Below are 14,154 nucleotides of genomic sequence, written 5' to 3'. Positions count from 1 at the left end.
TGCCCAGCCTGCCCAGCCTGCCCAGCCTGCCCAGCCTGCCCAGCCTGCCCAGCCTGCCCAGCCTGCCCAGCCTGCCCAGCCTCCGGGCCCGGTTTCTGCAAAAACATCTCTTCGGGAAAGACTGAAGGGTTTTTGGGCGTGGATGCAGCCCCACGCCGCCCGGCTGTCCCTTCTGACGGCGGGGGTCGCTATCGGCTCGGCGGGTCTGTTTTTCCTGATGGGCGAGACGGATGTGACCGACGATTACCTGCCCAAACGCTGGAACGAATCCATCCGCCGGTTGGGTATCACGCCGGTCTACCCGCCCCAGGAGGACATTTACGTTGGCGATATCATCGCCGAGGTCGTAGATTCAGGCCACAAGTTCAAATCCCTGCCGGACGACCTCCAGAGCGAATCCTTCATCGGCCGCTACGTCAAGGTGACGCAGATACCGGATCTTCGACGATACCTTTCCCTGAAATCGGAAGCCCCTTATTTCGGCGACAATACCTGGCAGCAGAGTGAGGAAAAGCTTGCTCTTTCGCAGCCGCGCACCGAAGTCCAGAATAATGGCAAGACGTCGGGTCTCGAGGTGAAGGATGTGCTTTTCCCGGTTATCAAGATCGAGCGACGAGAAGGTATGGCCGGGCTCTGGAACACTATCGGTTTCGGCGGCGCGCGTGCGGATGTCGAGGAAATCGAGCTGCAGAACGTTCAGACGTACGCCATCAATCCTTTTCACGCTCAATACGCATTGATTCAGTTTTGTGCCGGCGAGAAAACGCAGCTTCTTTGTAACGATGAATATCTGCGGGAGAAGCTGTCCTATATTCTCGGCCGCGACATTTTGAGAAGTGCGGAAACCAAGGATTGCGGTCTGCGCTACATCTACGACATCCGGCTGCTTGTGGTGCGCCAGGCATTCCTGACGCGTGGTGTGAAGGTCACCAACGGCCGTGGCCGGTTGGTTGAGGCCAATCTGGCCGGTAGCAAGCCAGACATGAAGCAATTGCAGGATGCCGTGAATTCGGCGGCAACCGACCGACCCAAGGAAACCCCGGCGAACGCCGCCGTGAAGGAAAAGCTCGCTGCTGAAAATACCATCCGCAGCGCCAATAGTTCGGGCCTGTTCTCCGAACGTCGTTTTGCCCGGCCCCTCGTTATTGGTTTCAATTCCGTTTCGCTGGGTATGCGCGGCAGTACACCTGCCTGGAGGGATGATCTGGCAAAGGCAGCCGCCGATGAGAAAGTAAAAGGCACGACGCTGGCATGCGCGACATCAACGGAGGCGCAGAAATGAAAAACGCATCGATTTTGTTCGGACTTTTCTGCTTCTTTCTCGCCAGTACTCAAAATGCCCTCTCGCAGCCTGTTGGTGGCAACGGTTCCCCGATCAACGCCGATTGCCAATTTGAGATTCCGCCTTGCGAAACTCCAATCGTCAGTGTTCCAGGTAAGCCTCCGGTCTCTCCACCACCGGCAGCAGGGGGAGGAGGCATTCACAATCTGCCTGGAGCCTCCGTTTTCAAGGAAACGATAATTATTCCCGGCAACAACATGTTCGAAGAATTCAAACTGGATCAGCCCAAGATGCTTGAGATGCAGAAGCAGCTTCAGAATCGGTCACCCTGAATATCGGATCGATACTATCCAGCCTGTGTCGCCGTCTCCACAGGGGCGGCGGCAGTCGAACCAAAGCCCACCCCGGTGGAGGCAATTTCTTCCCTGTCGCAGCACCCTATGGCCATGTCGCAATCAGGCGGCTGAACGGTCGACAAGCGCTTCATATTCCTCCCATCCAATGTCGGCGGAATAAGGCAAGGCCGGCGCTTTTCAGGGGTTCTGTAAATGAAGACACATGCACGGGCGGTGGTGATCGGTGGCGGCGTCGTCGGCGTTTCGACGCTTTATCATCTTGCCAAGAAGGGCTGGAGCGACAGCGTTCTCATCGAGCGCAAGGAGCTCACCTCGGGTTCCACCTGGCATGCCGCCGGGCTTCTGCCGCTGTTCAACATGAGCTATTCGGTCGGCCAGATCCACAAATATTCCGTCAAGTTCTATGAGGAGCTTCAGGAAGAGACCGGCATGAATGTCGGCTTCTCCAAGGTCTCCAACATCCGTCTCGCCCGCACCAAGGATCGCTGGGACGAATATATGTATTATGCCGGCATTGCCGAGACCATCGGTGTGCGGGTCAACATGCTGACGCCGGAGCAGGTGAAGGAAATCTGGCCGCTCTGCGAGACGGACGGCCTGCTGGGCGCCATCCAGCATCCGGATGACGGTTATATCCAGCCCGCCGATCTGACGCAGGCGCTGGCCAAGGGTGCGCGTGATCGTGGCGCGACCATCTATCGCAACACCACCGTCACCGCCATCGAGCAGCTGGAAGACGGTCACTGGAAGGTGACGACGGATAAGGGCGAGATCATCGCCGAACATATTATCTCCTGCACGGGCTCCTTTGCCCGCAAGACCGGCGAGATGGTCGGCATCAACATTCCGGTCATTCCGGTCGAACATCAGTATATCGTTACCGAGCCGCACCCGGCCATTCAGGAACGTCGCCGCCAGGGCCTGCCGGAAATGGGCGTTCTGCGCGAATCCGACTCGGCCTGGTATATGCGCGAAGAAGCGGGCGGTCTGATCCTCGGTCCTTACGAAGTCGGCGCGCCGGTCTGTTATGTCGACGGCCCCTCCGACGACAGCGAATATGAGCTGTTCCAGGAAGAACTCGACCGCCTGATGCCGCATATCGAAACCGCCATGGTGCGTGTTCCGGCCTTCGGCGAAGTGGGCATCAAGAAGGTCTATAACGGTGCTATCGCCTATACGCCCGACGGCAACCCGATTGTCGGTCCCGCACCGGGCCTGAAGAATTTCTGGCTGAACGAAGGCCATTCCTTCGGCATCACCGCCGCCGGCGGCGCCGGCTGGCAGCTGGCCGAATGGATCGTCGACGGCGAGCCGACGCTCGACCTGATGGGTGTCGATCCGCGCCGCTTCGGGCCTTACGCAACGGAAGGTTACCTCATCGCCAAGAACGAGGAAGCCTATGCCAACGTCTTCACCATGCATTATCCGGATGAGGAGCGTTCCGCCGCCCGTCCGCTGAAGACCACGCCGGTTTATGACCGCCTGAAGAAGCTCGGCGGCGTGTTCGGCTCGGTTTATGGCTGGGAACGTGCCAACTGGTATGCGCCGGAAGGTTATTCGCTGCGCGAGGAAGACTTGGGCGTGGGGGCCGATGTCATCACCAGCCACAATCATGCGCCGGCTCTGGATGATGGCCGTATCGTTGAAAAATGGTCCTTCCGCCGCTCGAATTATTTCGAACATGTCGGCAACGAGGTGAAGAACGTTCACCAGAATGTCGGCGTGCTTGATATGTCCGCCTTCGCGAAGATGGAGGTTTCCGGCCCCGGTGCACGGGCATGGCTCGACAGCATTCTCGCCAACATCGTGCCGAAGAAGCGTGGCCGCATCGCGCTCACCCATCTTCTGACGCCGACTGGCGGCGTGAAGGCGGAATTCACCGTCTATGAGTGGGCGCCGGGCCGCTTCTACATGGTTTCGGCCGGTGGTCTCGAGACGCATGACCATGACGTGCTGCGCCGCCTTGCGCCCACCGACGGGTCCGTGGTGCTGCAGCCGATCACGCAGAAATACGGCGTGCTGGTTCTGGCCGGTCCGAAGTCGCGCGATCTCCTGAAGAAGCTTACTCGCACCAGCCTTGATAACAAGGATTTCCCCTGGCTCACCGGCAAGCAGATTTCCGTCGGCGTGGCGACGGCGCATGCGCTGCGCGTCAACTTCGTGGGCGAACTGGGCTGGGAACTACACCATCCGATCGAGATGCAGAACTACATCTTCGACCGGCTGATGGAAGCGGGCGCCGAATTCGGCATCAAGCCTTTCGGTATTCGCGCCATGGTGTCCATGTCGCTCGAAAAATCCTACCGCAATATGGGCCGCGAACTGTCGGTTGAATATAACGCCTATGAATCCGGCCTCGACCGCTTCGTGCGCCCGGAAAAATCCTTCATCGGCCGCGATGCGCTGGTGGCTTACAAGGAAGCCGGCGCGAAATGGGTGTTCTCGACGCTGACCGTATCAGGCAATACGGATGTCGATGCGCGCGGTTCGGAAGCAATCGTTGATGAAAACGGCGTGCTTGCTGGCCGCGTGACAAGCGGCGGTTTCGGCTGGCGCATGGGCAAGTCAATTGCGCTCGCTATGCTCAAGCCGGATTATGCGGCCGTCGGCACCAAGCTCAAGATCCGCATTCTCGGCACGTCCTATGATGCCGAAGTGGTTGAAGAGAGCCCGTTCGACACCGAAAATGCGCTTCTGCGCGTATAAGACCACATCCCCTCCCAAAGTCGGAATACGGCCCCTCGCGGGCCGTATTTCCTTTTAAGTAAGCATGTGCTCAACTGGCTTTCACGCAAAAGTGTTATTAATCATTCTGAAAAATGAGCCTGCTATCTTTCCCTGACATACGATGGGGGATCGGGGCAGAATGAATTTCCTGGGCATTACGGGCATGCAATATTCTGGCGTGCCTTTTACCAACAGCCGCATCTTGCTGGCGGAAGATACAAATGTGTTCACCCAGATGGTGAGCATGCGCCTGAATGAATTACTGGGCGTTACCGTGGAAGTGTGCCGCAATTTCGAGGAGTTGCAGGCCTGTTACGAACATTCTCCCGAACCGGTGACGCTGGCGATTTCCAACATCAACCTGCCGGGGGCGGAAAAGGGCGAGGCGCTGGAATATCTGATCGATCTTTCGATCCCGACCATCGTTTTCACCAGCACCTTTCACGAGGGGACGCGCGAAACGCTGATCGCCAAGGATGTGGTCGATTATATCCTGAAGGACAATATTTTCGCCGTGGATATGCTGACGGAATCCGTCTGCCGCTTTCTCACCAACCACCGCCACCATGTGCTGATCGTTGATGACAGCCCGACGGCGCGGGCGCTGCTTTCGAGCCGTCTCAAGCGCTATAATTTCCGCGTCAGCCTGGCAGATAGCGGCGCCAAGGCGCTCGAAATCCTGAAGGCCAATTCCGATATTGGCCTCGTGGTGACCGACTATAACATGCCCGACATTGACGGCTTCGAACTGACGCGGCGCATCCGCACCGTGCGCGGGTCGCATGAGCTGCGCATCATCGGCGTGTCTTCCTCCACCAACCGGCTGCTTTCCGCACGGTTCCTGAAGGCGGGCGGCAATGATTTCATGCTGCGGCCCTTCATCGACGAGGAGTTCTATTGCCGCGTCAATCAGAACCTCGATACGCTGGTTCAGATACGGCTGGCGAAAGCGGGGGGCAGGCCGGCGGCCTGAAGGGGAGCGGCGTGACGGCCTGTCAAAGCTGCGATTCAAACGGCAGGAAGCGCATGATACCGGCGACGATGCGGCGGCTGATGGCGGCGTCGGGTTCGCGCCGGTAGGTTTTCGTCCGCCCCTGTTCTTCCGTCATCCAGACAATGTGCCTGCCTTTGTCGATTTCCAGCTCGAAGCTCATGGTGCGGCGGATTTCGTCGGCGAATATCTCATCCATGCGGGCAACCAGCGGGGCTGAGTTGAACACGACGCCCATTTCCGTATTGAGCGAGGCGGAGCGTGGATCGAAGTTGAGCGAGCCGATATAGCCGCTCTTGCCATCACGGGTGAAGGCCTTGGTGTGCAGGCTCGCCTGTCCCGAGCCGCGCAGGGTGAAGTTCGACTGATCCGCCTGCGCGCGCAGCTCATGCAGATGCACCCCGCCGGAGAGAAGCGGTTTTCGATAGCGGGCATAACCGGCGTGAACGGCGGCAACATCGGTCGCCGCCAGCGAATTGGTGAGGATGGCGACTGACACGCCATTTTCGGCGAGTTGCAGGAATATTCCCACCCCCTGTTTGCCGGGAATGAAATAGGGGGAGGTGATGTGCAGGCTGTCACCCGCCGCCTGCATCAGCGGCAGCAGGCTCTCCATCAGGAAGTTATGACCCTTGCGGCGTTTGCCCGCCGCTTTCTCCGGCGGGTCGGCGAGGATATCCGCCGCCTCGACCCAGTGCAGACGGTCCGACATCAGGAAATGGTCGCGGCCATGCTGGCTTTCGACGCGTTCCAGATAGGGTTTGGCCGCCTCGCTTTTCGGCAGGGCATCCAGTTCGCGGCGCAATTTGGCGAGTTTGTTTGGCCGTCTTGCCAGAAGCGACCGCACGGGAACGGAAACGGCGCTGTTCCAGTAATCGTCGAATATTTCGGTGGCGTCGGCGACGATCCTGCCGAAACCGAGAATATCGAAATCATGGAAATTCGCGCGCTCGGCGGCATCGAAATAGGCGTCGCCAATATTGCGTCCGCCGACGATCACGGCCCGCCCATCGGCAATCCACGCCTTGTTATGCATGCGCCGGTTGACGCTTCGGAAACGCAGCACCAGTTCGATGCCTCGATGCAGCATGTTTTCCCGCGCCCGGGTGGGATTGAACAGCCTGAGTTCGATATTGGGGTGGCTGTCGATGGCGTGGAAGATACGGTCTGAGATGGAAACGCCGAGATCGTCGAGGAGCAGACGCACGCGCACACCGCGATCGGCGGCGGCGATGACTTCGCGCATCATCAGCCGTCCGGTCAGGTCGGCATTCCACATGTAATACATGAGATCGAGGCTGCGCCCCGCCGCCCGGGCCGCCGCCACGCGCACCGCAAAGGCATCGAGATTGGAATGTAAGAGGCAGAGCGCATTCTTCTCGTTCCAGCCGTTTCTGATCGATTGCCAGTGCCGGTCCAGCGCCGTTTCATCTTCGGCAACGGGCAGGGCGGTGGAAGGGCGCTTGGGAATGGCCTTTTCCCGCTGCTTGCCGATGACGACGAACAGGCTCGGTCCTATGACCAGGAGAAGAATGATGATGATGAAGACCGTAAATGCAGTCACTTGTTTTGATCGCTCCCGGCCCGAAGAGTATCAGGCGCAGTGAAAACGCGCGAGGGGAGAAAGCGTTCACGGAATTGGACGCTGTGGATGAAAAACGCTGCCTTCCGCCCGCCGAAGGGACTTGTGAATCAGATAAGTGTGTGCTTATGTGTTGTCATGACTGAGAACGATATTTTCCGTGCGCTGGCCGATCCGACACGCCGCGCCATTTTCGAGAAGCTGGCGGACGGCGCCATGAACGCTTCCGCCTTGCGCGAAGGCATCGAGATTAGCCAGCCGGCCATGTCGCAGCATCTTTCTGTCCTGCGCGGGGCGGGGCTGGTGGTTGAAAGACGGCAGGGCCGTTTCGTCAATTATGAGGTCGATCCGGGAGGATTGACCCGCATTGCGGCATGGCTCGCCAAATATCGCGCCTATTGGCCGCAGCGCATCGAGGCTCTGAAGCTCCTGCTGAAGGATATGGATCAATGAACAGGCAAATACCGGAAGCACCGAAAAACGGTCTGGAGCTTGAATATGATCTGGACGAGCCGCCGCAGAAAGTGTGGCGTGCGATCAGCATTCCCGCTTTTCGCGAACACTGGTTGCCGAGGCAAGCCCTGGCGGAATCAGAGGCGATAAAAACCACGCCGGGGCAGGAGGTCTGCTACCGGCTGCGGGAGGATCATCCGCCATTTCTGGAAAGCACCGTCACGTTCCAGATCGCAGCGAATGACCGTGGCGGCACCAGCCTGCGCATCATTCATGACCTGCCCGTAAATACCGGCCGCATGACGAAGGCCGCCGCAAACCACAACGGTTCGCCGATCAAGCTCGCAGCCTGATCCGGCACGTTTCCCAATATTCTTAAACGACAGGAGTTCGCCGATGCGCGAAACGATGCAACTCGTCCCTATGGTAGTCGAACAGTCGTCAAGGGGAGAAAGGTCTTTCGACATCTACTCCCGCCTGTTGCGCGAGAGGATCATCTTCCTCAACGGAGAGGTGAACGATACGGTTTCCGCGCTGGTTTGCGCGCAATTGCTGTTTCTTGAAGCGGAAAACCCGAAGAAGCCGATCCATCTCTACATCAATTCGCCGGGTGGCATGGTGACCAGCGGTTTCGCCATGTATGACACGATGCGTTACATTCGCGCGCCGGTGCATACCTTGTGCATGGGGACGGCCCGTTCCATGGGCTCGTTCCTGCTGATGGCGGGCGAACCCGGCACGCGGACGGCGCTGCCCAATGCCAGCATCCTCATTCACCAGCCATCAGGCGGTTTTCAGGGGCAGGCGTCGGACATGCTTATCCACGCCGAGGAAATCAGGCAGACAAAACACCGCATGACGCGGCTTTATGCCGAACATTGCGGGCGCAGCTACGAGGAGTTCGAGAGGGCGATGGATCGCGACCGCTTCATGACGGTGCAGGAGGCTCTGGAATGGGGCCTGATCGACCGCATTCTGGAAGTCCGCGAGGATGCGGCGGCATAGGGCCGGACTTACTCGGATTTCCGGCTGATATTGGCGCCTGCTGGCAGGACTTCCAGGCTGCACCGGGCAAGCTCAGCCACTACTTCCTCGAAACCGAAGCGGGATGTCCAGCCCAGCCCCTCTGCGGCGCGTGCGGGTGAATAGATCCGGTCAATGGTCGCCGGCAACGTCCACCCCATCTGCGCGAAAGTGGCGGCGAGGGCCGGGGTCCGCTGCCGCAGGATGAAGGCTGCATCCCGAGCGAGAATGTCGCAGTCATCAGCGGAAAACGGGGTCGCGGCCGATATGATATAGCGTTGGAAATCGTCTCCAGCATTGCTCAGCGCCTGCACATGGGCATCGGCGACATCGCGGATATCGACGCCGCGATGCAGCCGGTAGGCCGCCATCACATCGGCGGGCTCCGGGAAACTTCTGGACATGCGCAGCACGCGCACGGCGAGATGCGGGCCGGCCATCTCCGCCAGCACCTGCTCGGCTTCGAGCTTGGTGCGGTGATAGATGCTTTTCGGCCGGGGCGGCGTCTCTTCATCGATAAATGTGCAGGACCCTGCAGATACCGCCTGTCCGTAAAGCGCCGTGGTGCTGGTGAAAACCAGCCGTGGCACACCCGCCGCCATGGCCGCTTCCGCCAGCATGCGCGTCCCGTCGACGTTGATGCGCTGAAATTCTGCGTCTGGAACGATGCCGACATGCGGTGCATGGAGCGCTGCCGCATGGATCACCGCATCCGCTCGCTCCAGAGCGGAACGCAGCAGTTTTATGTCCGCGAAATCGCCGACAATGTGAGTGGTGGAAAAGGGGGAGCGGTCAATGCCGGTAACATCGTGCCTGCCGGCCAGGGCGCTGAAAATCGCGCGGCCGACCCGACCGGAACTGCCCGTCAGCACTATCCGCATGAGGTTCCCTCCACATCAACACAAAAGGCAGCGCCATGCGCTGCCTTTCAGGGGTGCATCCGGATGATCAGATATCCAGATTATCCGCGAAGGCCGCTCGTTCCTGAATGAAACGGAAGCGGGCATCGGCCTTGGTGCCCATCAGATTGTCGACGGCCTCGCGGGTGCCTTCGAAATCCACATCGTCGATCTCGACGCGCAGCAAGGTGCGCTTTTCGGGATCCATGGTGGTTTCCTTCAGCTGCTGGGCCATCATTTCGCCAAGGCCTTTGAAGCGGCCGATTTCGACCTTCTTGCCCTTGAAGACGGTTTCCATCAGTTCGGCGCGGTGGGCGTCGTCGCGGGCATAGGCGCTCTTGGCGCCCTGACGGATGACGTAGAGCGGCGGCACCGCCAGATAGAGGTGATTGCCGCGAATGAGTTCCGGCATTTCCTGATAGAAGAAGGTGATGAGCAGCGAGGCGATATGGGCGCCGTCGACATCGGCATCGGTCATGATGATGATGCGTTCATACCGCAGGTCTTCTTCGCGGTATTTGGTGCGGGTGCCGCAGCCGAGCGCCTGGATGAGATCGGCGATCTGCTGGTTGGCCGAGAGCTTTTCGCGGCTGGCGCTGCCGACGTTGAGGATCTTGCCGCGCAGCGGCAGAATGGCCTGATTGGCGCGGTTGCGGGCCTGCTTGGCGGAGCCGCCCGCCGAGTCACCCTCGACGATGAAGAGTTCCGCATTTTCCGCCGTGTTCTGGGCGCAGTCCGCCAGCTTGCCGGGCAGGCGCAGCTTGCGCACCGCGGTCTTGCGGTTGACTTCTTTTTCCTTGCGGCGGCGCAGGCGCTCTTCGGCGCGCTCGATCACCCAGTCGAGCAGCTTCGCCGCTTCGCCCGGATTGCCGGCGAGATAGTGGTCGAAGGGATCGCGCAGCGCGTTTTCAACGATGCGCTGGGCCTCGACGGTGGCGAGCTTGTCCTTGGTCTGGCCGACGAATTCAGGCTCGCGGATGAAGACCGAGAGCATGCCGGCGGCAGAGATCATCACGTCGTCGGTGGTGATGTCCTTGGCGCGCTTGTTCTGCGTCAGATCAGCGTAATTTTTGAGGCCCTTGGTGAGCGCGATGCGGAAACCCGCCTCATGCGTGCCGCCTTCGGGCGTCGGGATGGTGTTGCAATAGGAATGAATCTGCGTATCGCCGCCATACCAGGTGACGGCCCATTCCAGCGCGCCGTGGCCGCCGGTCTTTTCGGTGCGGCCAGAGAAAATCTCGCGGGTGACGGTGAATTCCTTGCCGAGCGTGGCGGCAAGATAATCCTTGAGGCCGCCGGGGAAATGGAACACGGCCTTCTCAGGGATTTCGCCGCCGGCCGGCACCATGCCGGGATCGCAACTCCAGCGGATTTCGACGCCGCCGAAGAGATAGGCCTTGGAGCGGGCCATGCGGAAGATGCGGGCCGGTTCGAACTTGGCGTGATCGCCAAAGATTTGCGGGTCCGGATGGAAACGCACGCGGGTGCCGCGACGGTTGTGCACGTCGCCCAGCTCCTCCAGCCCGCCGATCGGCGCGCCGCGCGAAAAACGCTGGCGGTAAAGCTTGCGATTACGCGCCACTTCCACTTCCAGAAGATCGGACAGCGCATTGACCACGGACACGCCGACGCCGTGCAGGCCGCCCGATGTCTCATAGGCCTTGCCGTCGAACTTGCCGCCGGCATGCAGCTTGGTCATGATGACTTCGAGCGTCGACTTGCCCGGAACCTGCGGATGGTTTTCCACGGGAATACCACGGCCGTTATCGGTGACTGTCAGGAAACCTTCGGTATCGAGATGGACTTCGATGAAGTTGGCGTGGCCGGCGACGGCCTCGTCCATGGAGTTGTCGATGACTTCGGCAAAGAGGTGGTGCAGCGCCTTTTCATCGGTGCCGCCAATATACATGCCGGGGCGCATGCGCACCGGTTCCAGCCCTTCGAGCACGCGGATCGACGAAGCACCGTAGTCGTCACCAGAAGGAGACACGGGGGCAGGCGGCGTGACGGCCGCAACGGCTGCGGGTTTCGGCTGCACATTCAGGTTGGCGGGCACGTTGGCGGCCGCGGTCGCCGGCGTCTTCGCGGCGTCCTCGTTCGTTTCCGTATCGCTGTTTCGTGCTGCCGGAAGACCGGAGAAGAGATCGTTGCTGTCGTCCATCATGTCCAAAGTTCAAAAGCGTGTGTCAGAATTTCGCCATGCGAATCATTATGCCAGTAGCGTCAATCATAACGCCAAACGCGGTTCCCGTCCGATTGAAGTGGGTCCGTCGGGCAAACGCGGCGCATCCTATGCCACGATTGTGTCAGGGTTTCGCAACAGGAGGATTGCGCTGCCGGCCTTGCAATGGCAAGTCTCGCAGCCACGAATGAACGGTTAGCCAAGGCATGTCCACAGCTCATTTCACGTTTTGTACTCTTTTCAGCCTGACTGTTGCGGCCATGCCGGTTGCGGCTTCGGCCTCCGACGGGCCGCTGCGCCCCTTCAAGGATGAGCTGTTTTCCGCCCAGACGTTGCTTTCCACCGGAGATGGCGGCGCATCCGAGGTCATCGACTATCAGGAAATGCGCGACATCAACGGCCGCGACGAAGTGCCGGAGCGGCGGGTGAAGCGGCAATATGTCGATATGACGCCGAAGAAGGCGCAGGCGCTTGAAACCGTGTCGGTCGAGGGCAGGGCGCTCGAGGTGGGGCGCGTCGGGCCGGCAAGCGGTCAGGCATTCACCGTCATCTTCATCCACGGGCGCGGCGGTGACCGGCGGCTCGGCATGAATGACTACACCTTCGGCGGCAACTTCAACCGGCTGAAGAATCTGGCCGTCGCCAATGGTGGCACCTATTATGCGCCGAGCGTGCGTTCCTTCGATGAGAACGGCGTTGCAGATGTCGCGGCGCTGATTGCCGATGCGGCCAAAAAATCGGGCGGGAAGCCGGTCGTACTGACCTGTGCCTCGATGGGCAGCTTCATCTGCTATGGCATCAGCCGCGACAAGGCTGCTGTCGCCAACCTCAAGGGCATGGCGATCCTCGGTGGTGCGGTCGATCCCGATTTTCCGAAAAGTGCCTTTGCCAAGGCCAGGAAGCCGGTGTGGTTCACCCATGGCAGCGCCGACAAGGTCTATTCGGTCGATCAGCAGGCGACGATCTTCCGTACCCTGCTGAAGGCCGGTGAGCCGGCGCGGTTCACGCGGTATGAGACCGGCAGCCACGGCACGCCGGTGCGCATGACCGACTGGCGGGCGGTTTTGAACTGGATTTTGAGCCGCTGAGGCCTCAATTTGGGTCAGCGGCGGTGAAATTTGCGAAATCGGCCGTCGTTTTGAACCTAAGGGCCGCTTTTTTGTACCATTTGCGGCCTTCTGCGGTTAAAGGAATATCCCGGGATTTCCGGCAGTATTTCTGTCGTGATTAAGGGCCGCTTGCGGCTGAGGGATGGGGCGCCGCCAAAGGCGGGGCCAGAGACAAAGGGAATGGATACGCATGACGCCGAATGTTCGACCGCTTGTTGCCGGAAACTGGAAGATGAACGGCACCCGTGCCTCGCTCGATCAGATCAAGGCCATGGCAGAAGGCGTCAAGGGCGCGCTGTCCGAAAAGGTGGATGCGCTGATCTGCCCGCCCTCGACACTGCTCTATGTCGCAACAGCGCTCTGTGATGACAGCCCGCTGATGATCGGCGCGCAGGATTGCCACCAGAACGCATCCGGCGCTCATACCGGCGATATTTCCGCCGAGATGATCGCCGACTGCTTCGGCACCCATGTCATCGTCGGCCATTCCGAGCGCCGCACCGACCATGCCGAGACGGATCATCTGGTCCGCGCCAAGACCTCTGCCGCCCATCAGGCCGACCTCATCGCCATCGTCTGCATCGGCGAGACGGCGGATGAGCGCAAGGCGGGCCAGACGCTCGATATTCTCAAGCGCCAGCTTGCCGGCTCGCTGCCGGATGAGGCGACGGCCGAAAATACCGTCATCGCCTATGAGCCTGTCTGGGCAATCGGCACGGGCCTGACGCCGACGGTCGAAGACGTGCGCGAGGCCCATGCCTTCATGCGCGACGAACTCGTCAAGCGCTTCGGCGATGCCGGCAAGACCATGCGCATCCTCTATGGCGGCTCGGTAAAGCCGGCCAATGCGCTGGAACTGATGGGCGTCGAGAACGTCGATGGTGCGCTGATTGGCGGTGCGAGCTTGAAAGCTTCCGACTTCCTTTCCATCTATGCGGCATACGAGCAACTGACGGCTTGATCCAAGCTTTCCTGCACGAGTGGCGGGAAAGGGGCTTGGAATAAGCCGTCGCCTCATGTAAAGAGCCGCAAAACCTTCTTTATGGTGCTCCGCGCGGGGCATGGAATGGATTGTCATGCAGACCGTTTTGATTGTTATTCACCTCATGATCGTGCTGGCGCTTGTCGGCGTGGTCCTGATTCAGCGTTCCGAAGGCGGCGGCCTCGGTATCGGCGGCGGTTCGGGCTTCATGTCCGCGCGCGGAACGGCCAATGCGTTGACCCGCACAACCGGCATCCTCGCCGCGCTGTTCTTCCTGACGTCGCTCGGCCTTGGTCTTATGACCCGCTACGAATCGCGCCCGACCGACATCCTGAACCGTATTCCGGCCACGCAGGGTCAGGGCAACGGCATTCTCGACACGCTCGGTCCGGCAACGACGCCGGCCCCGGCTCCGGCTGAAAATGGCGTTCCGACAAATAATGGTGCGGCCGCTCCGGCGCAGACGACACCGGCCCCTGCCGCTTCCGGCACGGCCGCCCCGGCACCGGCGCAGCCCGCCGATCCGAACGCAGTTCCGACCGGTCAATAAGCCCGGTTTTGATTTAAC

13 protein-coding genes are annotated in these 14,154 nt (G+C 60.2%); 10 read left to right on the top strand and 3 right to left on the bottom strand.

The genetic code is table 11. From position 1 onward, the window contains the following. Positions 1-142: 142 nt before the first annotated feature. The 4 genes from AC5I5B_RS08150 (at position 143) to AC5I5B_RS08135 (ending at position 5,338) form a co-directional block, all read left to right on the top strand. Positions 143-1,282 carry a hypothetical protein gene (locus AC5I5B_RS08150; RefSeq protein ID WP_080866163.1) on the top strand — a complete coding sequence of 380 codons (1,140 nt, stop codon included), beginning with the start codon at positions 143-145 and terminating at the stop codon, positions 1,280-1,282. Beyond that, positions 1,252-1,614 (top strand): hypothetical protein, encoded by a 363-nt coding sequence (locus AC5I5B_RS08145; RefSeq protein WP_026364123.1) that lies wholly within the window; start codon positions 1,252-1,254, stop codon positions 1,612-1,614. The genes AC5I5B_RS08150 and AC5I5B_RS08145 overlap by 31 nt, the downstream gene beginning before the upstream one ends. A 216-nt stretch (positions 1,615-1,830) precedes the next feature. Beyond that, positions 1,831-4,344 (top strand): GcvT family protein, encoded by a 2,514-nt coding sequence (locus AC5I5B_RS08140; RefSeq protein ID WP_003502951.1) that lies wholly within the window; start codon positions 1,831-1,833, stop codon positions 4,342-4,344. Between the two features lie 160 nt (positions 4,345-4,504). Then, positions 4,505-5,338: a response regulator gene (locus tag AC5I5B_RS08135; protein WP_111834439.1), complete on the top strand. Its 834-nt coding sequence runs from the start codon at positions 4,505-4,507 to the stop codon at positions 5,336-5,338. Between the two features lie 22 nt (positions 5,339-5,360). On the opposite strand, the gene AC5I5B_RS08130 is transcribed toward AC5I5B_RS08135, so the two are convergent. Further along, positions 5,361-6,920, bottom strand: a complete 1,560-nt coding sequence (locus AC5I5B_RS08130) for a phospholipase D family protein (protein WP_107675587.1) — start codon at positions 6,918-6,920, stop codon at positions 5,361-5,363. A 156-nt stretch (positions 6,921-7,076) separates the two neighbouring features. On the opposite strand from AC5I5B_RS08130, the gene AC5I5B_RS08125 reads away from it, so the two are divergent. The 3 genes from AC5I5B_RS08125 to AC5I5B_RS08115 are packed head-to-tail and all read left to right on the top strand — an operon-like array spanning position 7,077 to position 8,396. Continuing rightward, positions 7,077-7,391, top strand: coding sequence for an ArsR/SmtB family transcription factor (locus AC5I5B_RS08125; protein WP_003502944.1), 315 nt, complete (start codon positions 7,077-7,079; stop codon positions 7,389-7,391). Next, positions 7,388-7,744 carry an SRPBCC family protein gene (locus AC5I5B_RS08120; RefSeq protein ID WP_003502941.1) on the top strand — a complete coding sequence of 119 codons (357 nt, stop codon included), beginning with the start codon at positions 7,388-7,390 and terminating at the stop codon, positions 7,742-7,744. Before AC5I5B_RS08125 ends, AC5I5B_RS08120 begins: the two co-directional genes overlap by 4 nt. A gap of 43 nt (positions 7,745-7,787) precedes the next feature. Continuing rightward, complete coding sequence (locus AC5I5B_RS08115) at positions 7,788-8,396, top strand: ATP-dependent Clp protease proteolytic subunit (protein ID WP_111834438.1); 609 nt, start codon at positions 7,788-7,790, stop codon at positions 8,394-8,396. Between the two features lie 8 nt (positions 8,397-8,404). Here the strand turns inward: AC5I5B_RS08115 and AC5I5B_RS08110 are convergent, their stop codons facing one another. Together AC5I5B_RS08110 and parE are read right to left on the bottom strand one after the other, a co-directional pair. After that, positions 8,405-9,295 carry an NAD-dependent epimerase/dehydratase family protein gene (locus AC5I5B_RS08110; protein WP_111834437.1) on the bottom strand — a complete coding sequence of 297 codons (891 nt, stop codon included), beginning with the start codon at positions 9,293-9,295 and terminating at the stop codon, positions 8,405-8,407. 67 nt (positions 9,296-9,362) lie between these two features. Beyond that, entirely contained in the window at positions 9,363-11,477 is a 2,115-nt protein-coding gene (parE, locus tag AC5I5B_RS08105; protein ID WP_035212455.1) for a DNA topoisomerase IV subunit B, read from the bottom strand. Between the two features lie 224 nt (positions 11,478-11,701). On the opposite strand from parE, the gene AC5I5B_RS08100 reads away from it, so the two are divergent. From AC5I5B_RS08100 to secG, 3 genes are all read left to right on the top strand, one after another. Next, complete coding sequence (locus AC5I5B_RS08100; RefSeq protein WP_080866159.1) at positions 11,702-12,583, top strand: alpha/beta fold hydrolase; 882 nt, start codon at positions 11,702-11,704, stop codon at positions 12,581-12,583. A gap of 211 nt (positions 12,584-12,794) precedes the next feature. After that, complete coding sequence (gene tpiA / locus AC5I5B_RS08095; protein ID WP_087744079.1) at positions 12,795-13,565, top strand: triose-phosphate isomerase; 771 nt, start codon at positions 12,795-12,797, stop codon at positions 13,563-13,565. Between the two features lie 115 nt (positions 13,566-13,680). Beyond that, entirely contained in the window at positions 13,681-14,136 is a 456-nt protein-coding gene (gene secG, locus AC5I5B_RS08090) for a preprotein translocase subunit SecG (RefSeq protein ID WP_003502931.1), read from the top strand. Positions 14,137-14,154 lie beyond the last annotated feature (18 nt).

This window comes from Agrobacterium sp. (genome assembly GCF_059499945.1).
Note: the sequence above shows the minus strand (reverse complement) of the source record. Positions and strands in the feature narration are given on the sequence as shown.